This window comes from Actinoplanes sp. NPDC049668, from assembly GCF_044465445.1.
Taxonomy (GTDB): Bacteria; Actinomycetota; Actinomycetes; order Mycobacteriales; family Micromonosporaceae; genus Actinoplanes.
Genome location: NZ_JBITLR010000001.1, coordinates 1273400 through 1293628 on the forward strand (window position 1 = coordinate 1273400; position 20229 = coordinate 1293628).

21 protein-coding genes are annotated in these 20229 nt (G+C 71.2%); 11 read left to right on the plus strand and 10 right to left on the minus strand.

The window, feature by feature from the left end:
* Positions 1-135: 135 nt before the first annotated feature.
* Positions 136-852 (minus strand): ABC transporter permease, encoded by a 717-nt coding sequence (locus ACIBSW_RS05965; protein WP_354718284.1) that lies wholly within the window; start codon positions 850-852, stop codon positions 136-138.
* Positions 849-1571 carry an ABC transporter permease gene (locus ACIBSW_RS05970; RefSeq protein ID WP_354718282.1) on the minus strand — a complete coding sequence of 241 codons (723 nt, stop codon included), beginning with the start codon at positions 1569-1571 and terminating at the stop codon, positions 849-851. The genes ACIBSW_RS05965 and ACIBSW_RS05970 overlap by 4 nt, the downstream gene beginning before the upstream one ends.
* Positions 1572-1573: 2 nt before the next feature.
* On the opposite strand from ACIBSW_RS05970, the gene ACIBSW_RS05975 reads away from it, so the two are divergent.
* On the plus strand, positions 1574-2587 hold the full coding sequence (locus tag ACIBSW_RS05975; protein WP_354718280.1) for an ATP-binding cassette domain-containing protein: 1014 nt from the start codon (positions 1574-1576) through the stop codon (positions 2585-2587).
* Between the two features lie 42 nt (positions 2588-2629).
* On the opposite strand, the gene ACIBSW_RS05980 is transcribed toward ACIBSW_RS05975, so the two are convergent.
* From ACIBSW_RS05980 to folP, 7 genes are all read right to left on the minus strand, one after another.
* The gene (locus tag ACIBSW_RS05980; protein ID WP_354718278.1) at positions 2630-3121 is read right to left on the minus strand and encodes a hypothetical protein; all 492 of its coding nucleotides are present in this window, start codon (positions 3119-3121) and stop codon (positions 2630-2632) included.
* Between the two features lie 79 nt (positions 3122-3200).
* Positions 3201-3485, minus strand: a complete 285-nt coding sequence (locus tag ACIBSW_RS05985; protein WP_354718276.1) for a hypothetical protein — start codon at positions 3483-3485, stop codon at positions 3201-3203.
* Between the two features lie 30 nt (positions 3486-3515).
* A complete protein-coding gene (locus ACIBSW_RS05990) occupies positions 3516-4778 on the minus strand; it encodes an ABC transporter permease (protein WP_354718274.1) in 1263 nt (420 codons plus the stop codon).
* A 73-nt stretch (positions 4779-4851) separates the two neighbouring features.
* Complete coding sequence (locus tag ACIBSW_RS05995; protein WP_354718273.1) at positions 4852-5370, minus strand: DUF3180 domain-containing protein; 519 nt, start codon at positions 5368-5370, stop codon at positions 4852-4854.
* Positions 5367-5894 (minus strand): 2-amino-4-hydroxy-6-hydroxymethyldihydropteridine diphosphokinase, encoded by a 528-nt coding sequence (gene folK / locus ACIBSW_RS06000; protein WP_354718271.1) that lies wholly within the window; start codon positions 5892-5894, stop codon positions 5367-5369. Before folK ends, ACIBSW_RS05995 begins: the two co-directional genes overlap by 4 nt.
* Entirely contained in the window at positions 5891-6250 is a 360-nt protein-coding gene (gene folB, locus ACIBSW_RS06005) for a dihydroneopterin aldolase (protein ID WP_354718268.1), read from the minus strand. Before folB ends, folK begins: the two co-directional genes overlap by 4 nt.
* A complete protein-coding gene (gene folP, locus ACIBSW_RS06010) occupies positions 6247-7074 on the minus strand; it encodes a dihydropteroate synthase (RefSeq protein ID WP_354718267.1) in 828 nt (275 codons plus the stop codon). The genes folB and folP overlap by 4 nt, the downstream gene beginning before the upstream one ends.
* A 389-nt stretch (positions 7075-7463) precedes the next feature.
* Between folP and ACIBSW_RS06015 the strand changes: the two genes are divergently transcribed.
* Genes ACIBSW_RS06015 through ACIBSW_RS06045 form a run of 7 tightly spaced genes read left to right on the plus strand, consistent with a single transcriptional unit; the run spans position 7464 to position 15937 of the window.
* A complete protein-coding gene (locus ACIBSW_RS06015; protein WP_354718265.1) occupies positions 7464-7757 on the plus strand; it encodes a hypothetical protein in 294 nt (97 codons plus the stop codon).
* A gap of 16 nt (positions 7758-7773) precedes the next feature.
* A complete protein-coding gene (locus tag ACIBSW_RS06020; RefSeq protein WP_184988142.1) occupies positions 7774-8136 on the plus strand; it encodes a hypothetical protein in 363 nt (120 codons plus the stop codon).
* A gap of 43 nt (positions 8137-8179) precedes the next feature.
* Positions 8180-11677 carry an ATP-binding protein gene (locus ACIBSW_RS06025; protein WP_354718263.1) on the plus strand — a complete coding sequence of 1166 codons (3498 nt, stop codon included), beginning with the start codon at positions 8180-8182 and terminating at the stop codon, positions 11675-11677.
* 2 nt (positions 11678-11679) lie between these two features.
* Positions 11680-13632, plus strand: coding sequence for an MFS transporter (locus ACIBSW_RS06030; protein WP_354718261.1), 1953 nt, complete (start codon positions 11680-11682; stop codon positions 13630-13632).
* Between the two features lie 60 nt (positions 13633-13692).
* A complete protein-coding gene (locus tag ACIBSW_RS06035) occupies positions 13693-14190 on the plus strand; it encodes a hypothetical protein (RefSeq protein WP_354718259.1) in 498 nt (165 codons plus the stop codon).
* A complete protein-coding gene (locus ACIBSW_RS06040) occupies positions 14187-15338 on the plus strand; it encodes a M23 family metallopeptidase (RefSeq protein ID WP_354718257.1) in 1152 nt (383 codons plus the stop codon). The genes ACIBSW_RS06035 and ACIBSW_RS06040 overlap by 4 nt, the downstream gene beginning before the upstream one ends.
* A complete protein-coding gene (locus ACIBSW_RS06045; RefSeq protein ID WP_354718255.1) occupies positions 15335-15937 on the plus strand; it encodes a hypothetical protein in 603 nt (200 codons plus the stop codon). The genes ACIBSW_RS06040 and ACIBSW_RS06045 overlap by 4 nt, the downstream gene beginning before the upstream one ends.
* 3 nt (positions 15938-15940) lie before the next feature.
* Here ACIBSW_RS06045 and ACIBSW_RS06050 read toward each other — a convergent pair whose 3' ends face one another.
* Positions 15941-16465, minus strand: coding sequence for a hypothetical protein (locus ACIBSW_RS06050; RefSeq protein WP_354718253.1), 525 nt, complete (start codon positions 16463-16465; stop codon positions 15941-15943).
* A 266-nt stretch (positions 16466-16731) separates the two neighbouring features.
* Here ACIBSW_RS06050 and ACIBSW_RS06055 point away from each other — a divergent pair, with 266 nt between their 5' ends.
* The 3 genes from ACIBSW_RS06055 to ACIBSW_RS06065 are packed head-to-tail and all read left to right on the plus strand — an operon-like array spanning position 16732 to position 20229.
* On the plus strand, positions 16732-19326 hold the full coding sequence (locus ACIBSW_RS06055; protein WP_354718251.1) for an FtsK/SpoIIIE domain-containing protein: 2595 nt from the start codon (positions 16732-16734) through the stop codon (positions 19324-19326).
* Complete coding sequence (locus ACIBSW_RS06060) at positions 19323-19958, plus strand: hypothetical protein (RefSeq protein ID WP_354718249.1); 636 nt, start codon at positions 19323-19325, stop codon at positions 19956-19958. The genes ACIBSW_RS06055 and ACIBSW_RS06060 overlap by 4 nt, the downstream gene beginning before the upstream one ends.
* A gap of 10 nt (positions 19959-19968) precedes the next feature.
* Positions 19969-20229, plus strand: a complete 261-nt coding sequence (locus ACIBSW_RS06065; protein ID WP_354718247.1) for a hypothetical protein — start codon at positions 19969-19971, stop codon at positions 20227-20229.

Below are 20229 nucleotides of genomic sequence, written 5' to 3' on the forward strand. Positions count from 1 at the left end.
CCGCCTTCTGTGTCCCGGCACGGCGGACTGCCGCGCCGCGTGTCCGACGGGCAGTCGGTGTTCGATGCCCGCGTGGTTTGGCCACACACATTCCTACCCGCAGGGTGTGACATCTTGCGTAACGATGCGGGACCGTTACCCGGCGGGCGCCGCCGCGGTCGGCCGGGCTCGCCGCCCGGTCCGTAGTGGAGGCGGTGTCACCAGCCTTTGTACGCCCGCCAGCAGCGCCTCGACCAGCAATGCGACCAGCGCCACAACGAGGGCCCCGGCCACGATCTGCCCGGCGCCGCCGTTGCTGATGCCGATGCCGAAGCCGGCCAGGATGATCTCGCCGAGCCCGCCGCCGTTGACGAACGCGGCCAGCCCGGCCGTGGCCACCACCTGCACGGCCGCCGTCCGCAACCCGGCCGCGAGGTACGGCACCGCGAGCGGCAGCTCGACCCGGCGGAGCAGCTGCCCGCCGGACAGGCCCATGCCCCGCGCGGCGTCCCGCGTCTCGGGATCGATCTGCCGCAGCCCCGTGTACGCGTTCGCCAGCAGCGGCGGCACCGCGAAGACGGCCAGCGCCACCACGACGGGCGGCTTGCCGAAGCCCAGCGGGGTCAGCGGCAGGATGGTCAGCATCGCCAGCGTCGGTAGCGCCAGGGTCAGGTTGGCCAGCACGACGACCCCGCCGCCGCCGCGCCCGCGGTGGCCGAGCCAGATGCCGAGCGGCCAGGCGACGACGCAGCCCAGCAGCACCGCCCACGCGCAGATGATCAGATGCTCCGCGAGCCGGTCGAGCAGCCCGCCGGGGTTGGTCCAGTTGAGCGGGTCGTTGAGCCAGACGAAGCCCTCTTGGAGGTAGTTCACAGCTTCCGCTCCCGCGTCCAGGGCGTCAGCACCCGTCCCAGCCCGGCAAGGAGCAGGTCGAGCACCAGGGCCAGGCCGACGCAGAGGATGGTGCCGGTCATGATCTCGGCCTTGTAGAAGTTGTTCCGGAAGCCGCCGAGGATCATGTCGCCGAGTCCGCCCCGGCCGATCAACGCGCCGACCGTGACCAGCGCGACCGTCGACACCGTCGCGAGCCGCAGGCCGGTGAGGATGCCGGGCAGCGCCAGCGGCAGCTCGATGCGCCACAGCCGGCCGAGGCGCCCGTAGCCCATGCCAGCCGCGGCGTCGCGCACCTCGCCGGGCACCTGGGTGAGCCCGGCCAGCGAGTTGCGCACGAGCACCAGCAGGGCGTACAGCACGAGCGCGATCAGGACCGCGGTGTCGGTCGTGGTGCCGACCGCGGGGGCGAGCAGGGCGAGAAGCGCCAGCGACGGAATCGTGTACAGGATGCCGGAGAGTGCGAGAATCGGGCCGGTCAGCGGTCGCCACCAGTAGGAGACGACCGCAAGCGGCAGTGCGACGATCAACGCGATGATCACCGCACGCGCGGTGAGACCCACGTGGAACTGCAGTGCGGCGAGGATCTCATCGGCGTTGTCGTGGACGTAGCGCCACGAGAACCACGGATTTCCCGGCCCGTCATCAGCGGGGGCGGCCAGGGGCCACGCAGGCGCCGGGCCCCTCGACAGGAAGGACATACGTGGACGCTACCGCGATCAAGGACTCCGGTGCCCGCCGGAGCGCGGCGTCTATCACGCTCGCGAACCTCGGCAAGGTCTATCCGGACGGCACGGTAGCGGTCGGCGACATCAGCCTGGAGGTGCCGGCGGGCGAGCTGGTCGTGCTGATCGGCCCGTCGGGCTGCGGCAAGTCCACCGTGCTTCGGATGATCAATCGGCTGATCGAGCCGTCCAAGGGCCGGGTCCTGATCGACGGCGAGGACGTCTCGGCGCAGGATCCGGTCGAGCTGCGCCGGCAGATCGGCTACGTGATCCAGAACGTCGGGCTCTTTCCGCATCAGACGATCCGCACGAACGTCGGCACGGTGCCGCGGCTGCTCGGCTGGGACCGCAAGCGGATCAGGTCCCGCGCCGACGAGCTGCTCGACCTGGTCGGCCTCGACCCGGCGCGGCACGGCGGCCGCTACCCGCACGAGCTCTCCGGCGGTCAGCGTCAGCGGGTCGGCGTGGCCCGCGCGCTCGCCGCGGATCCGGTGGTGCTGCTCATGGACGAGCCGTTCTCCGCGGTGGACCCGATCGTGCGCGGCCGGCTGCAGGAGGAGTTCCTCCGGCTGCAGGCCACGGTCCGCAAGACCATCGTGCTGGTCACCCACGACATCGACGAGGCGGTACGGCTCGGCGACCGGATCGCGGTGCTGGCCGAGGGCGGCCACCTGCTGCAGTACGCGACCCCGGCCGAGCTGCTGAGCCGGCCGGCGTCACCGGCGGTGCGCGAGTTCGTCGGCGCCGATCGAGGCATCCGCCGGCTGGCGGTCACCCCGGTCCGGGACGCGATGCGCCCGATCGGACACGTCGAGGAGATCTCCCGGCTGCCCACGGTGGACCTGTCCGGCACCCTCCACGACGCGCTCGCGGTGATGCTGACCAGCGACGCTCTCAACGTCATCGTGGTCGACGACGGCACGCCGGTCGGCGCCGTCTCGCGTTCGGCGCTCTTCGACGTGCCCAACGAGGATGCCGCCGCCCTTGCCTGACCTGACCACCCGGCCCGCGGGCCGGGTGGCACGGCCGTCCGGCTAACGGGTTCCTCGGCGTCCGCCGAGGGTGGCGATGCCGACGATCCAGCCGACGAAGAGGCCGTAGGCGGCGCCCTCCCCGGCGGTACGGAACGCGCCGAGCAGCGACGGGTTGGCCAGGAACAGGGTGGTCAGCAGCGCGGCGAAGCCGGCGGCGAAGATGTACGCCGCCCAGCCGGCGAAGAACTGGCTGAGGGTGCCGCGGGCGCGGGCCAGCTGCGAGCCGGGCAGCAGGTAGAGGAAGAGCAGGGTCAGCACGACGACCAGGATCGCCCGGAGATCGGTGATCAGGATCGAGCGCAGCGAGTCGTCGGAGTCGAAGCGCCAGTGTGGCCACGCGAGCAGGCGCAGCCACCAGCCTCCGGCGGTGTCGGGGTTGGTGTTGTCGGCGGCCCAGTCGGCGTACCAGGGGCTGCCGAAGACCAGGACCAGTATCAGCGCGGCGAGCGTGCCCGCACCGGGCGCGGTTTTGTAGCGGTTGGTGAGAGCCATGAATCCGTTATTGCCCAGCGGATTCCGGTCGCCAAACGCGCGGAAGCTGATATCCGTGAATGCGTCCCTTGCGGGGGAATCAGTGCTTTTGCAGGTAGTCGATGAACGCCGCCCGCAACAGCGGCTCCTGCTCGCCGAAGCCGTGCCCGGTCAGCTCGCGCCACAGCGCGACCGCCTCGTCGATGGTCGGGCCGACCGAGTTCGGCGCGCCGTCCAGCGATTCGGCCTCGTCCGCGTCCGGCAGGTGCCGGAACACCGACCAGAAGAACTTGAGGTCGCGCCGCTCGCGGGCCTTCGCGAAGGCGCGCTCGCGCAGCTCCTCGGTAGGCAGGGCGTCAAGCTCGGCGAAGGTCGAGTCGGTCATGGTGTCAGCATAGGGCGGACTTCCGAGTGATCAGCGGGCGCTTCCCCACGGGCCCTCGTCCCAGCGACCCGCGGTGGTCTCCGGCGGGGTCGCCGAGGTCGCCCACGTCTCCGGCATGTCGGGCGACCAGGTGGTGCCCGACGACGCGGCGGCGTTCCAGTCCTCGCCGACTGCGGGCACCGGCAGCGGGCGCCCGTACGTCTCGACCAGCCGGCTCACGATCAGCCCGGCGGCGATCGTGCAGCCCGCGATGGCGAACAGCGCGATGTCGAGGTCGCGCCGCTCCGCGTAGTCGATGAACAGCGTGACGCCGGCGACCGCGAGCAGGGTGCCGAAGATGCCGCCGCGCCGGCCGTACGCGCTGGTGCCGGCGAGCAGGGCGGTGCCGAACGCGATGCCGGTCCACTCCAGCCCGGTGCCGGGGCGGATCGGCGCGCTCGACTGCGCCGCCATCAGGATGCCGGCGCCGACCGCGAACGCCGAGGAGAGCACGAACGCGGCGATCACCGGCAGCGCCGCCGCGGCACCCCGGCGCACCGCCGGATCGCCGTACGGGCGCAGCCGGCCGACCATCCGGCGGATCGGCGTGACCGTGCCGAGCGCGCCGCCGATGACCGCGAGCAGCGCGAAGCCGCCGAAGAGGTAGAACGCGTGGTCCGACGGGTCGTAGCCGCCCTGCACGGCGACCGGCGCCGTGCGCAGCTGGTCGTAGACGACCACGCCCATGGCCGCGCCGAGCGACGCGATCCAGCCGGGCACGTGCAGGACGATCACGAACAGCGCCACCACCAGGCCGCCGCCGGCGGCGATGATCAGCGCCGGCAGGGCGGCCTGGACCAGGCCCTCGTCGCCGTTCTCGGCGAAGTGCAGCGCGCCGGCGAGCGCGATCGGGCCGAGCGCGAGATTCGGTACGCCGGCCCGCAGCGTCAGCCCGGCGCCGAGGGCGAGCAGGCCGATCGCGGCGCCCGAGATCAGCAGCGTGTCCAGGGCGGGCCGGCGCAGGCCGGCCGGATCGAGCCGGTAGAGCAGGAAGGCGATCGCGGCCACCGCCAGCAGCAGGAGGATCTCCCAGCCGATGTGGATGCCGAGCCGGTCCCGCCCGCCGTCGTCCGGCCCGTCGCCGCGCAGCGGCTCGGTCACCGGCTCGTCGCCGCCGAGCTCGACGTCTTCGGGATCGAGGTCGCGGCGGCCGGTGCGATAGTCCGGGGTCACCACGCCGGCCCGGTACGCGGCCGGGTTGCTTGCCGCCCGGTCGCTCGTGTCACGACGATATGTCGTGTCGTCGTAGGCCATCACGCGCCTCCTTCGCCGCGGCACAGCATACGTAGGCGAACCGGTTTCGGTTCAAGTACTGAACCGCTAAAGATCAGGGCCGACCGGCGGACCGATCCGACTCGCCACCGTCCTTCTGATCGGGCCGTTCCGGAACCCGGCAGGAGCGCTCGAGCCACAACGCCGCGCAGACCAGCGCCAACGAGGCGACCACCCCGCCGACAGCCGCCGGAATGTCGTCGCGGGCGGCCCGGGTCGGCTCGAGCCACAACCAGGCCAGCAGGCCGGCGGAGAAGCCCCCGAAGAGGGCACCGGCCAGCGAGGACGCCTTGGCGAGCACCGCGTAGCGGGCCACCGCGAGCGGGTCGACGCGCGGCGCGCCGGGCTTGTGCTGGATCCGGGCGCCGGTGTTCTGCGCGAGGAAGGCCTCGGCGATCGCCAGCGCCGCGAGCACCATGATCGGAAACCACGGCAGCCGCGGCATCTGCGCGTAGAACGAGCTCAGCAGAAGCCAGCCGACCGCGGCCGCGGCCAGCCCGGCGACCACCAGCGTCGAGATGCTGGTCGGCCGCAACGACGGATCTGGCGTTCCACCGCCGGGGGTGCTGCTCACTCCTGTGACTCTAACGGCAGATCGGGCCGCGGGGTCAGTGCGTTCGCGTCGGCGGTCAGCTCCGGCGAGTTCAACAGGTCGGTGACCCAGCCGTGTCCGGGCAGCCGGGCGTACGGCTGCAGGTCGAGCCAGGGCTTGAGGACGAACGCGCGCAGGTGCGCCCGAGGATGCGGGAGGGTCAGCTCCGCGTCGTCGCTGAGCACCGGCGTGCCGTCCTCCTGCCAGGCCGCGATGACGTCGACGTCGAGCGTGCGCGGCCCGAACCGCCGCCGCGGATCGCGGACCCGGTCGGCGGCCCGCTCCAGCTCCCGGGCCCGCTCCAGCCAGTCGGCCGGGCCCGCCGCCGGGTCGGCGACCAGCAGGACCGCGTTCAGGTACGCCGGCTGGTCGGCATCGCCCCACGGCGGCGTCTCGTACACCCCGGAGGCCAGCACGACGCTGCCGCCCAGGCCCGCGACGGCGCCGGTCAGGTGCGCGTACCGGTCGCCGAGGTTGCTGCCCAGCGAGAGGATCGCCCGGGTCATCGGGTGCGCCGGACGGTGACCGACACGTCGGCGAACTCGTGCGGAATCGGCGCCTGCGGCTTGTGCACGGTGACCGTCGCGGCGGCGACCCGGGCGTCGGCCAGGCAGACCGTCGCGAGCCGGTCGGCCAGGGTCTCGATCAGGTTGACCGGCTCGCCCGTGATCACCTCGACCAGGGCGCCGGCCAGCTCGCCGTAGTGGACGGTGTCGGCGACGTCGTCGGTCGTCGCGGCCCGGGCCAGGTCCAGCTCCAGCTCGACGTCGACCACGAAGTCCTGGCCGTCGCGCCGCTCGAAGTCGTACACGCCGTGGTGGCCCCGGGCCTTGAGGCCGCCCAGTCTGATGCGGTCGCTCACCGCGAACCCCCGGAATCTGATCTTTGGAAACGCGGGCTGCCGGTGGCGCGCCACACGGCCAGCGCGTCGACGGTCGCGCGCACGTCGTGCACGCGGACGCCCCAGGCCCCCGCGGCGACGGCCAGCACGGACGTCGCTATCGTCGCCGCCTCGCGGCCGTCGACACCCCGCGGCTCGCCGTCGGGCCCGGCGAGCAACCGGCCGAGGTAGGTCTTGCGGCTCGCCGCGAAGAGCACCGGACGGCCCAGCGCGACCAGCTCGCCGAGGTGCGCGCTGAGCGCCCAGTTGTGCTCGGCGTGCTTGGCGAAGCCGATGCCCGGGTCGAGGATCAGCCGCCCGGGGTCGACGCCGGCCGCGACCGCGTCGTCCACCCGCTGCAGCAGCTCGTCGCGGACCTCGGCGACGACGTCGGTGTAGGTGGCCAGGTCGAGCATCCGGCGGGAGTGGCCGCGCCAGTGCATGAGCACCCACGGGCAGCCGGCGTCCGCGACGACGGCGGCCATGCCCGGGTCGGCCAGGCCGCCGGAGACGTCGTTGACCACCACCGCGCCCGCCGCGAGGGCGGCCGCGGCGACCTCGGCCCGGGTCGTGTCGATGCTCAGCGGAACCCCGGCGGCGGCCAGCTCCTTGATCACCGGCAGCACCCGGGCGATCTCGGTCGGGCCGTCCACCCGCTCGGCACCCGGACGGGTGGATTCGCCACCGATGTCGATGAGGTCGGCACCCTCCCCGCGCAGCCGCACGCCGTACGCGACGGCCGCGTCGACGTCGGCGAAGCGGCCCCCGTCGGAGAACGAATCCGGGGTGACGTTGAGTACGCCCATCACTACCGGGTGATCTTGCTGGAGCAACCTGGCACCACTGACCTGAACCGAAGTGGTGCTATCGCTCGTGTCGGTCACAGCAAGACGGTACCGGCCCGAGGGTTTTCGAACAGGCGTACGATCGCACATGACTCATGTTCAGTCACGCCTTTACCTTCGGTAACGAATCGGGCAGCTTGTAGGTAAGAAGTACGGCCCGTACTCTTCAGACCTGGGCATCATTGAAGGACCGAAGAGAGCAGACGGGCTTTGGGTAGGACAGGAGCGCCCCGAACAGCTCACTCGACGTGGTGAGCTGGAAGTAGCACCATATGGGCGTTGCCGTCAGCGAGGCTTTATAACTGCAGTGTGCTCGGCGCCCTCACGCCAGGCACCCGGGAGGTTTACCGATGATCGCCACAGAGCTCGTCGCGCAGGTCGCGGCAACCCTAAATCAGGGCACCCTGGCGGCCCCCGATCCCAAGGGCATCAACACCGAGGGTGTCGTCACCTTCTTCGCCAGCAACATCGCACCGATCCTGCTGGCCGTCCTCGGCGTCATCTTCATCGGCCGGGCGAGCCGCGGCGAGATCTCCAAGGTGCTGACCAGTTCCGCGATCGCCATCGTCGGCCTCGCCTTCATCGCGGGCGCGGCGACGCTGTTCTTCGTCGGCGACTTCCTCATCGACCTCATCTTCACCTGAGGCCGCGGGCGGAAACATGCGGCTGCGCACCGATGACGACATCTACCGGGCACGCCTGGTCTATCTGGGCCCGCCCGGATACACCCTGCCCCTGCACCTGCCATATGCGCAGTACGGAATGTTCGTCCTACTAGTACCTTTGTTCGTCTTTTTGCATTACATGCTGACCTGGGAGTTCGACGCGTTCCCCGCCTGGGAGATCGCCCTGGCCATGGTCACCACGTCCTACGTGTTCCGGCACGTCGACCCCGACCGCCCCGCCCGCATGGTCATCCGTACCGCGCTCACCGACTGGCGCCGCACCCGCGAGCCGGCCGTCGAACAGCGCGACCCGAGACTTGTCGCCACGCGCATCCGGGTTCGGGAGGAGTTGGTATGACCAGTTTCGCCTCTCACGCTGCATGCCCGAACGGGGCCCGTTCATGACCGCTACCCCACCGCCCGGGCATTCCCGCGCGGACGCCCCCATTACGGGCAGGCAGAGTAACGGTGTGCGACCAGACCATTACTCTCCAGATGAGAATCTTGAGCAGGTGCCCGGCCCCGGGCACGGCGCGGTGGCGGTGTTCCAGGCGCCGCAGCCGGTCCGGCCGCGCACCAACGGCGGCCCGCAGGTCGACCCCATGGACATCGATTCGCCGTTCCTCGACCTCTTCGGCGGCGCCCCGGCCGCGAACCCGGTACCGGGCCCGGCCGCACCGGTCGAGCCGCCGCCCGACGACCCGGACGCCGACTTCGACTTCGGCTTCGACTTCGACGGCGCGGACCAGCGCCGTCAGACGTCCGCGCCGCCCGCCGCCGGCACCGGGGTCGCTCCCGGCACCGGGGTCGCTCCCGTCGCCTCTGTCGCTCCCGTCGCCGAGACGCCCGGGCCCGGTTCGCTGGTCGCGCCCCCGCCGCCGGTGCCGCCGCCGAGCGACCTGCGCCCCACCGACGCGCCCGTCTCTCCCTTCATGCGTGCACCGGTCGGGCCGCAGGCCGACTTCTACGACGAGCGCGAGGCGCCCGAGTCCGACTTCGACGACTGGCCGGAGGAGGCCCGCCCCGGCGCGCTGCCGGTGGTCGCCGCGGCGCCCGTCGCGCAACGGCCCGACCCCGCGCCCGTCCTGCCCGTGCAGACCCCGCCGCTCTGGCAGACGGTCGCGCCGCCCGGCGTGACGCCGGCACGCCCGGTCGAGTCGTACGGCGCCATGGTTCCCGGGTCCGAGGTGCACGCCGACCTGCCCGCGACGATGCCGGAACGGGCGCCGGCCACCCGCGAGAAGGCACCCGCCAAGCGCAAGGGCCGCAAGAACAAGGACCGCGACGAGCCGAGGAACCTGCCGGTGGTCCGCCCGAAGGCCACCCAGCCGCGCCCGCACAAGCTCAAGTTCAACGACCGCGACCCCGCCATCGAGCTGGAGATCAGCGAGATCGCCGGGCACCTGACGTTCACCCAGGGCACGGTCACGGCCTGGTACTCGCTGCCCGAGGTGCGCTGGGCCTTCCGGCCCGACGCCGAGCGCGAGGCGCTGCTCGCCGCGATCTCCGAGCAGTACGCGGGCCTGGCCGGCTTCCGGCTGCACCTGCGCCGCACCAACCGGCCCTTCCCGGCCGACGAGTGGGCCCGCACGGTCGACTCGCACACGGCGAAGCCGCTGCCCGACGTCTCCGGCGCCACCTCGTGGTCGGACCACCTCGTCTCGGCGCAGCGCCACCTGCTCTCCGTCAACCACGCCGAGGGACAGACCTACCTGGGCGTCACGTTCGCCCGCCGCTCACTCGGCGACACGTTCTCCGAGCGCATCCTGCGGATGTTCGGAAAGGGCACCTCCGACTCGGAACGCCGCAAGCTCGGCCGCACGGTCGAGCAGTTCGACGAGGTGCTGAACGCGTTCGGCATGCGCGGCCGCCGGGTCACCCCGCCCGAGCTGGAGTGGCTGCTGTTCCGCTCGGTCGCGCTCTGCATGGCCCCGCCCGGCCCGCTCTCCCCGATCTCGAACGGCCACTGGGAGCGCGGCGACCTGCTGGCCCTGACCGAGCAGGTCGAGCGCTACCGCACCCCGTACGGCTCGACCGTGAAGCTGGTCAACCGGATGACCGGCGAGGAGCGGCACGTCGCCGTCCTCTCCGTGGGCCGGATGGAGCCGCTGGAGATCCCGGAGAAGCACGAGCCGTGGATGCACTTCCACGAGCGCCTGCCGTGGCCGATGGAGCTCTCCTCACGCATCGACATCCTCGGCTCCAACAGCTCCTTCAAGAACCTCGAGCACCGGCTCCGCATGATCCGCTCCCAGCAGCTCGACTACGCCGAGCACGGCATCGACGCCCCGCCGGAGCTGGAGCGTCTCGCCAAGCGTGCGCTGGTCATCGGCGACGAGATGACCACCGGCCTGCCGGTCGAGTCCGCCCGGGCACACGGCTGGCACCGGATCGCGGTCGGCGGCCGCAGCCGCGAGGAGTGCCTGGAACGGGCCCGGCGCCTGATCCAGCTCTACTCCCGCGAGCTGCGCATCTCGCTGCAACACCCGAAGAACCAGGACCAGCTGGCCCGCGAGTTCATCCCCGGCGAGCCGATCGCCAACACCGGCTACGTGCGCCGGATGCCGGTCAAGCTGCTGGCCGCGGCGCTGCCGCAGGCCGCGTCCAACGTCGGCGACCGCCGTGGCGACCTGATCGGCCGCACCTCCGGAACCTGCCGGCGCCCGGTCTTCCTCGACCTGCACTTCCCGATGGAGGTGCGCGAGCGCTCCGGCCTCGGCGTGCTGGTGGCCGAACCCGGCGGTGGAAAGTCGACGCTGATGGGCGCGCTCGGCTACCTGAACGCGCGCCGCGGCGTCCAGGTGACCCTGCTCGACCCGTCCGGCCCGCTGGCGCGGCTGTGCGCGATGCCGGAGCTGCGGCCGTACTCGCGGGTGCTGAACCTGACCGGTTCGGAGCAGGGGACGCTGGCGCCGTACTCGCTGATCCCGACCCCGGTCCGCACCGAGTTCCCGACCGGCCCCGCCGGCGACCGGGAGTACGAGATCGCGGTCTCCAACGCCCGCGCCGAGCGCCGCATGCTGGTGCAGGACATCTGCTCCATGCTGGTGCCTCCCCAGGTGGCCAAGGAGGCGACCACCGCGACCCTGCTGCGGCACGCGGTCCGCCAGGTGCCGGCCGAGGAGACCTCGACGCTCGACGACGTGGTCGCCACCCTGCAGACCCTCGACGAGAACGGCGCCGAGCTGGCCAACCTGCTGCTCGACACCGCCGAGATGCCCCTGGCCCTGCTCTTCTTCGGCCGCCCGCCCGAGCACCTGCTCGGCGCCGACTCGGCGCTCACCGTCATCACGATGGCCGGCCTGCGCCTGCCGGACCTGAAGATCGAGCGCGAGTACTGGTCGGCGGAGGAGTCCCTGGCCCTGCCGATGCTGCACACGGCGCACCGCCTCGCGGTCCGACGCTGCTACGGCGGCTCGATGTCGGCCCGCAAGATGGTCGGCCTCGACGAGGCGCACTTCATGGAGGGCTGGCGCTCGGGCCGGTCGTTCCTGGTCCGCCTCGCCCGCGACTCCCGCAAGTGGAACCTGGCGGCGTTCGTGGCCTCGCAGAACCCGCGCGACATCCTCGGCCTGGACGTACAGAACCTGGTGTCGACCGTCTTCGTCGGCCGCATCGCCGAGGACCAGGAGATCGCCTCCGAGGCGCTGCGACTGCTCCGGGTCCCGGTGCACGACGGCTACGAGGCGACACTGGCCTCGCTCTCCCAGGCCGACGCGTCGTCGTCGACCCGGCTCGGCTTCCGCGAGTTCGTGATGCGCGACGTCGACGGCCGGGTCCAGAAGGTCCGGGTCGACGTGTCTTACGTGGACGGCCTGCTCGAGCACCTGGACACGACGCCGACGGCGGCAAAGGCGACACCGACGGCCATTTCGTCGCTCACAGACCTGGAGGTCTGAAAATGGTCCGGCGGGGGTGCGCACTGGTACTGACGGTGCTGGTAGCGGCTGTGGCGAGCATCGCCTGGGCAGTTGCCGCACCGTCGCCCGCCTCGGCCGGCCCCCTCCGCGCACCAGGCGGCGCCTGCAGCGTCGAGGAGTGGAGCAAGGACATCCCCGGCTGTGTGAAACGGCTCCAAGACGTCGCCGCTGACCGGGCGACGTGCCTCAAGGCCCCCACGCCCAGCACCCCTGATTCCGGCCTCGCCGGTTGGTTCGTCGAACGTCCCGAGTCATCGAAGTTGAACGGCCCCCAGGGCATCTACAGCCAGTACGGCTATGCCGGTTACAGCTACACGACCTTCGACCTGGACGGTGGCTGCGCATCGACGCTGACCGAGCCGGGATCCAAGTTCGAGACGACGGTGGCCAACGGCGAGTTCATGATCGCTACCGCGGTGATCGGTGCGTCCAACGCGCTACGGGAGCGCGCCTGGGATCCGGAACAGCTCTGGGGCTGGGCAGACCCGCTGGTCGACCAGGCCACGAAGGCCGTATACGAGAAGGTCTTCAGCGTCTTCGGCGTGATCACGCTCGCCGTCGTCGGTCTTTACCTGATCTGGCGCTCGCAGCAGGCCGACATGGGTGCGGCGACGACAACGGTCGGTTGGGCGATTCTCATCATGGTCGCCGTGACGGCGATTGCCGCGTGGCCGGTCAAGTCCGCGAACATCGCCGACCAAACCCTGATCACGACGCTCGGAGTCGTCCATGACGCGGTGGGCCCGCGTCCCCAGACCGGTAATACCACCAGCTGTAAGTTGGGCGACTCGGAAGCTTGCCAGGACAACAGGCCACCCGCGGTCCGGGCGAGCGACACCTCGACCGAGACGATGCTCTATCGCAACTGGGTCCGTGGTCTTCTGGGCTCCGCCGACAGCACCACCGCCCAGAAATATGGCCGAGCGCTCTACGACGCCCGCTCGATCAGCTGGCGGGAGGCCGAACGGATTCGGCAGAACCCGGATACCCGGCCGGCCATCCTCTCGGGCAAGAGCGACCAGTGGAAGAAGATCTCTGAGCAGATCAAGACTGAGGATCCGGAGGCCTACGACTACCTGCAGGGAACGAACGGGATGGACCGGATCGGCGCGGGCTTCATCGCCGTGCTCGCGTCGCTCATGTTCGCGATGTTCGACCTCACCGCTTCCCTGCTCGTGTTGTTGGGCTTCCTGATCTTCCGGTGGGCCGTCATCGCCGCTCCCATCCTGGGCACCGTCGGCCTGTTGCGTCCTGCCAGCTCGGGCATCCGACGGCTCGGCAACGCCGTGGTGGCGGCGGTCTTCAACATCGCGATCTTCGGTACCGGCGCGGCCATCTACCTTTTCGCGGTTGACCTGATCATGAACACCAGCAGCCTCGCCGGCTGGTTGCAGGTGGTTCTCGTCTGGCTGGTCGGTATCGTGGGCTGGCTGCTGCTGCGACCATACCGACGGATCACCCAGCTCGGTGGCAAGGACAGCACTGCCGCGATCACCTCGGCCGGTTCTTGGCACCGGCGATTCTTCCGGGACGTGCGCGAGGCCGCAAAGCTCGACGTGGCGGATGCCGGCGGGACGAACGAGCCCCGGCTCGGCAAGGGCCGCACGGTCTACGTCGACCAGACCAATCTGCGCCCCGAGGCCCGGCTGGAGGACCCGGCGCACAACTCGGGCGGGTCGCTGGTCCCGGTTCCCGATCGCGGTAGCAGCACCCCGGTCAGACCGGATGGCAACGAGTCGACTCGGGACACCGCGGAGTCGGGCGGTCGAGCACCGGCACAGGTCACAGCCGCGGCTCACTCGCGCCGGAACTCCACCTGGACGGAGCCCGATGTCGCCGAACGTCCCGCCGCCTTCGCGATCTATCGACCAGAGACCGGTAGCACCACCCGGGAAGAGCCGGCCGCGCCGCGGATCCGCTCCGAGGCGAAGTGATCGGCCGTGTCCGGATTCATGGAACGCAGCCTCACCGGACTCTTCCGGTCCCGTTGGGGCGTGGCATTCGTAATCGCACTGCTGGTGCTGGCGATCGTCGGGATCGGCCGCGTCTTCTCCGACGGCTCTACCGCAGAGTCGCTCACCGATCCCATCCCGGTGGCACCGACAGCCAGCATTGATCCCAGCCATGACGACGACGGCGTGATAGTCAACGACGAACCGCCACCCTCTCCCACCACCAGCCCAGGCGGTGCCGAACCGGAGGCAGTGGCATATGCCTTCGCCGCGGCCTGGGTGGACCACAAGAACGTGTCAGCGAAGACCTGGCACGATGGGCTCGTCCCGAACGCGACCGAGGACCTCTCCAACGACCTGAACGGCGTCGACCCGGCAGACGTGCCGGCCGACAAGGTAGTGGGACGCCCCACCTTGGTGCCGATCGGTGATGGACTGGTCAACGCGGTCGTGACGGTTGACAGCGGAAAGCTGACTCTGCAGCTGGTAGCGCCGGACGGACGCTGGCTGGTCGACGACATCGACTGGGACGGTCGATGAATCGGCCGCGGCCCCGGGTGGTGGCCCTCCTTGTCGCCCTCACCGCCACGCTGGTACTGCTGTGCTGTGGCGGCGCCGTCAGCGCGCTCTTCCTGGGAGCGTTCGACAACCCCAAGGAGGAGAACTTCAGCCTGCTCGGGGGCAACTGCGGCGCCGGCGGGCCGGTCGATCCGGAGGGCAAGCTGCCCAACGTCGGCTCCTACAGCAAAGAGCAGATGAAGAACGCGGCGATCATCATCAACGTTGGAAAGCAGCTCGGGCTGCCGCCGCGAGCGTGGGTGATCGCGGTGGCGACGGCGATGCAGGAGTCAAACCTGCGGAATCTCGGCCATCTCGGCGAGCGCAACGATCACGACTCGCTCGGGCTCTTCCAGCAGCGACCGAGCAGCGGCTGGGGTTCGCCGGCGCAGGTCACCAATCCGGTCTACTCGGCGACGAAGTTCTACAACAAGCTGAAGACGGTCAGCAACTGGCAGAGCCTGCCACTGACCCGGGCAGCCCAACGGGTGCAGATCAGCGCCTACCCTGGCGCCTATGCCAAGCACGAGCCGATCGCGACCCAGATCGTGAACCTGCTCGCCGACGGTGCGGCGAACGCCGTCGGCAACTCGGTGGACATGGTGTGCGCCTCGGTCGGCCAGGTGTCCGCCTCCGGCTGGACCAGCCCATTGGCAGCCAGCGGAAAAGGCCTGAAGAGAAGTCAGAAGATGGTGGTGGGATCGGGCTTCCGAACCGTCAGCCGGCCGAACCACCAAGGTGTCGACCTCATCATCGGCACCGGTAACCCTGTCCACTCGGTGGCGAGCGGGGTCGTCTCTCGGGTCAAGTGCGACGAGACGTTCAGCGGCAAGAAGGACTGTGACGTGGCCGGCTATCCCGGCAAGGGCGGCTGTGGCTGGATGCTGGAGATCCGGCATGCCGGCAACGTCATGACTCGCTATTGCCATCTGGTCCAGCGGCCGAAGCTGCAGCCGGGCGACAAGGTCGCGGCCGGGCAGATCGTGGCCCTGAGCGGCACCAGCGGCAACTCCTCGGGCCCGCACCTGCACTTCGAGGTGCACCTGAACAACGACCGGTCCAGTGCCAGCGCGGTGGATCCGGTGCGGTTCATGGCTGAGCGTGGCTCACCGTTGGGTGCGTCGCAATGACCGGTCACCCCATGCCTGATCCGTTCGCCGAATCCGGATGGACCACCGATCCACCGCGGCCGTTGGTGCCAGCGCCGGCCACCATGACTGGGCAGTTGCGCGGCCGTCGAGTGCTTATCGGGCTGCCCGGCCATGGCTGGCGCGGTGACCTGCGCGCGGATGAGAAGGTCGTGCAGGGTAGCCGCACCTACGTGCCCGTGATGTCGGAAGCGGAGTGGTATCGCGCCGAGGCCGAGCAGACCGAAATCTTCGCCCCGCTGGTGCCGGTCGAGCGGGTCTGGGTCGAGGACCTCGGGATAGCCGGACCGGCGATGGGGATCGGCGACGTCGTCTCCCGGCTCGTCTCCCTGGACGAGCCGCCGCGGCGGAACCCGGTCCCCGCGCTGGACGCGGGCGCCCTCACCGGCCGACGGGTCATCCACCTGATGGACGACGGCGGCGAGCGGCGCGACCTGCGAGCCGTCACGGAGCTGCACACCAGCAATGACGGCGACATCTGTGCCCGTGTCACGACCGAGCTGGACTGGTACAGATGGGGATGGAGCGGCACGGCACCGGCGACACTGGAGATCCCGGTGCATCTGCTCTGGCTGGAGTAGGGCTCAAACCACCTCGGTGGCGCCACAGACTCGCCAACCGCCCTCGTCCACCACCGAGAATTGCCACGGCTTGGTGACCTGTTCGCTGTCGTCGGCAATGGTGCGGGTCAAGTCGACATCGACCGTTCCGCGCGAGCCTGACGTGGACACCGTCAGGCCTTCCCAGACCACCTGGATTTTGATCGAGAACCGGCTCTCACGGCTCTGCAGATCAGTCCGGAAAGCCTCAATACGCGTCAGATCCAGGCCGTTGTCGCAGGTGAAAAGCTCCGCTTCCTTATCATCCCTATTGACCAGGTATGCACGTAAGAACTGGTCAACCACCGCATCCGGCTTGCTTCGTTCGATCTTGGTGGCCTCGTCGTAGGACGAGATGAAGACGCCGACCCCGCCCAGGCACAGCAGCGCCAGAATGCCCGCCCCCATCGCCAGAAAGAGGCGCAGCCTGCGGTTTCGTGACTCTCCCTGCGGACGCGCCGCCCCCGGCTGCGGGGGCGCGGGCTGCGGGGACGAGTTAGGCGGCTGCACCCTTCCACATTAATGCGTCCCACCGCGCCGCATCCGCTGTGGACTTCCGGGCCGGATCCCCCCACGAAAGGCTCTCTTTCGGGGGTATCCGCCGACCCGCCTCCAACCCCAGAACCCCTCACCGACCCTCCCGCACCCCGTCCACCGCCCGTTCACGGCCCGTTCGTTCCCCTGAGGAGTGGCTGAGCCCCGCCGCACCCGTACTGGGAGGATTGAGCCAGGACCGGTGCAAGGTACGGTTTGAGCGCACACACGGAGGTGAGGCGGTGGAGTCGACGGGGCGCATCGATCAGGCCGCTGCCCTGCACCGCCAAGCGGAGGCCGCCGCGCAGGCGGCCGCCGCCGCCCTGGAGTCGGAGGCGCCCACCGCCGCCGACCCGCTCGAGCAGCACCACCTGGCCGAGGAGCTGCGGGCCGCCGCCAGCGAGCTCACGCCGGGCTGGCTCGGCGCGCCGCTGGACGCCCAGTCCGCGAACACGCCGCTCGGTGGCGAGTTCCCGCCGCAGTTCGTCCGGCTCGGGACCGCGCAGCCGCTCGATGATGCCCGTTTTCCCGCCGTCATACCGCTGCTCGGCTCCGGTCACCTGACCGTCGACGCCGACGCCCGTGACCCGCGGGTGGCCGGCCTGCTGCGCTGCCTGCTGTTGCGCCTGCTGGCCGCCGCGCCCGCCGGCTCGCTGCTGGTCCGCGCGGTCGACGGGACCGGGGGCGGCACGGTCTTCTCGCCGTTCTCGGCGCTGGCGGACGCCGGCCTGTTGTCGCCGACGGCCACCGACCGGGTCGCGCTGCGCGAGATGCTGACCGAGGCCGAGAAGTGGCTGCGCCCGGTGCGGGGCGGCGCCGTCCGCCGCAGCCGGCGCGACCGGATGATGCTGCTGGTCATCGCGAGCCTGCCGGAGCTCACCGAGGGCGCCGACCTGGTCCGGATCGCCGCGCTGGCGCAGCAGGGCCCGGAGTCGGGGCTGCACCTGATCGTCGCCGGCTGGCCGCCGCCGCCGCTGACCGCGGAGACCACCCAGGCGCCGCTGCCGCGGACGACCCAGGTTTCGCTGCGCAACCCGTACGCGGTGATCGGTAATCCGCCCGGCGCGACGTTCGGGTCGATGCCGGAGGCGGTCTGGCTCAACGCCCCGGTCTTCCTCGACGAGGATCCGCCGCCGCACCTGGTCGACGCCGTCTGCCGGGAGCTGGCGGCCCACTCGGCCGCCGCGTCGCAGGTGACGCTCGCCGACCTGCTGCCGGAGCCGTCCGAGGAGATCTGGAGCGGGGACGCCGCCGACGGGCTCGGCACCACCATCGGTCATGACGGCGAGACGCCGGTGGTGCTGCGGTTCAACGACCTGACTCCGCACTGGATGGTCGGCGGCCGGTCCGGCGCCGGCAAGACCGCCCTGCTCATCAACGTCCTGTACGGCCTCGGCGCCCGGTACAGCCCCGACGAGCTGGGCCTCTACCTGCTCGACTTCAAGGAGGGCGTCTCCTTCGCCGAGTTCGTGCCGACCCGGCGGGACCGCACCTGGCTGCCGCACGCGCGGGCCGTCGGCGTCGAGTCCGACCGGGAGTACGGCCTGGCCGTGCTGCGCGAACTGGACGCTGAGATGACCCGCCGCTCGGTGGCGTACAAGCGGGCCGGGGTGACCCGGTTCGCGGATCTGCGGGCGGTCGCGGCCGAGGAGGGCCGGGGCCGGCCGATGCCGCGGATTCTCTGCGTGATCGACGAGTTCCAGGTGCTGCTGGCCGGCAACGACCCGATGGCGAACGAGGCGGTGCAGCTGCTGGAGTCGCTGGCCCGCAAGGGCCGCTCGTACGGCATTCACCTGATCCTGGCCAGCCAGACCGTCCTCGGCGTCGAGGCGCTGTACGCGAAGCGCGACTCGATCTTCGGCCAGTTCCCGGTCCGCCTCGCGCTGCCGGGCGGCGGCGACGTGCTCGAGCCGACGAACGACTCGGCGGCCGGCCTGCCGCTGGGCACGGCCGTCGTCAACACGGCCGGCGGCCTCGGCGGCCCGCGGGGCGCGACCCGCGGTCACGAGCGCATCGTGCGCTTCCCCGACCCGCACGCCGACCGCGAGCTCCTCAGCGACCTGCGGCACCGGCTGTGGGGCGCGCGCGACCCGGAGTCGGCCGCCCCGCGCATCTTCGCCGGCTACGCACACCAGCACCTCGCCGACGACCCGACCTACCGGGCCGCGCTCGCGGGCCGGGCCGGGCGCCCGGCTGCGCTGGTCGGCCGGGTCATCGACGTCAACCTGTCCACGGCGACGTTCCCGCTGGACGCCTCGCCGGGGCGGCATCTGGCCGTCTTCGGCTCGCGCGCGGACGGGGCTCAGGTGCTGGACGCCGCCGCCCGTAGCGTCGCCGCGTTCCACTCACCTCGTACCGTCAGGTTTGTGATCTCGTCGCTCGTCGCCGAGGGTGACGAGCTGGCCAAGGATCTCGCCGTGGAGATCGGCCACCGCCAGGAGGTCGTCGTCGTCGACGCGGCCGGCCTGGCCGCGGAGCTGGATGTGGACCGGCCCGGCTATCGGGTGGTGTTCGGCATGGACGCCGCCGGCCCGGGCAGCCTGCCGGGGCTGCGGCGGCTGCTGCGGGATGGTCCGGGCCGCGGCGTGCACCTGCTGTCGTGGTGGCGGGGGCTGCGCCGGTTCAACGAGGAGACCGGCGGCAGCGCGGGCCGCGAGGACGTCGCCGGCCTGGTCTTCCTGAACTGTTCGGGGCAGGACGTTTCGCTGATGCTCGGCAAGCCGCTGGACTGGCAGCCGAGGGAGAACCGCGCGCTGCTGCACGACCGGCACACCGACCGCACGGTGACGATCGTGCCGTTCGTGCAGCCGGAGAGCGACTCGGGAGGGCCCGGATGACGGAGCCGCAGGGCGCCTGGGCCGACTACGTGGCGGCGGCGCAGCGCCTCGACGCCGTGCGGCGGGCCGCGAGCACCGCGGCGGGCGCGCAGGCGGCGACCGTCTCGGCCGCGCGGCAGGAGCTGGCCTCGGTACGCGCACGCCTGGCGCCGCAGCGCGCCCGGCTGGTGCAGGATCTGGGCGTACCGGAGCAGGCGCTGGCGCCGCACCCGGCCGAGCGGGCGCTGGCGGCCCAGGGTGTCGCCGCGGGCCCGGAGGCGATCCTGGCCACGCTGCGGCAGGCGCGCGGCACCGCCGACGCCGCCGACGCCGCGATGGTGCCCTCGAACGTGGCGCCCTGGCGGCCGTGGGCCCGCAACCTGCTGGTGTACGGGCCGTTCGCGGCGGCCGTGCTGATCGTGCAGATAGTGCTCTACCTGATCGCCCCGTCCGGCTCCGTGCCCACGTACGCGCTGCTGTGCGGGCTCAGCATGCCGGTACTCGCGTTCGGGCTGGGCTGGCTGACGATCGGTTTCGTGTACGGCGGCGGTCCGGCCAAGGTGGACCGTACGCCGATCGTCGGCGCGATCGCCTGCCTGACACCCGTGCTGCTGACCTGCATGGGAGTCGGCCTGCTCGCGTTCATCAGGTGAGGGAGCCGTAGTGACCAGCGTCGAAGAGATCAAGGCCAACGTCGCCGCGTCGGTCGACGGCACCCAGCGCGCGGTGTCCGGCATCCAGCAGGTCGCCGACCAGCTGGACGAGGCGCTGACCCGGCTGCGGCTGACCGCGGTCGGCTCGTTCCATCCGTCGATCGCGACGGCCATCGCGCAGCTGGAGCAGGCGCAGACCCGCCTGGACGAGGCGCAGACGCTGGCCCGGTCGGCGATGGACAGCGCGGACACCTACCGCATGATCGTCTGA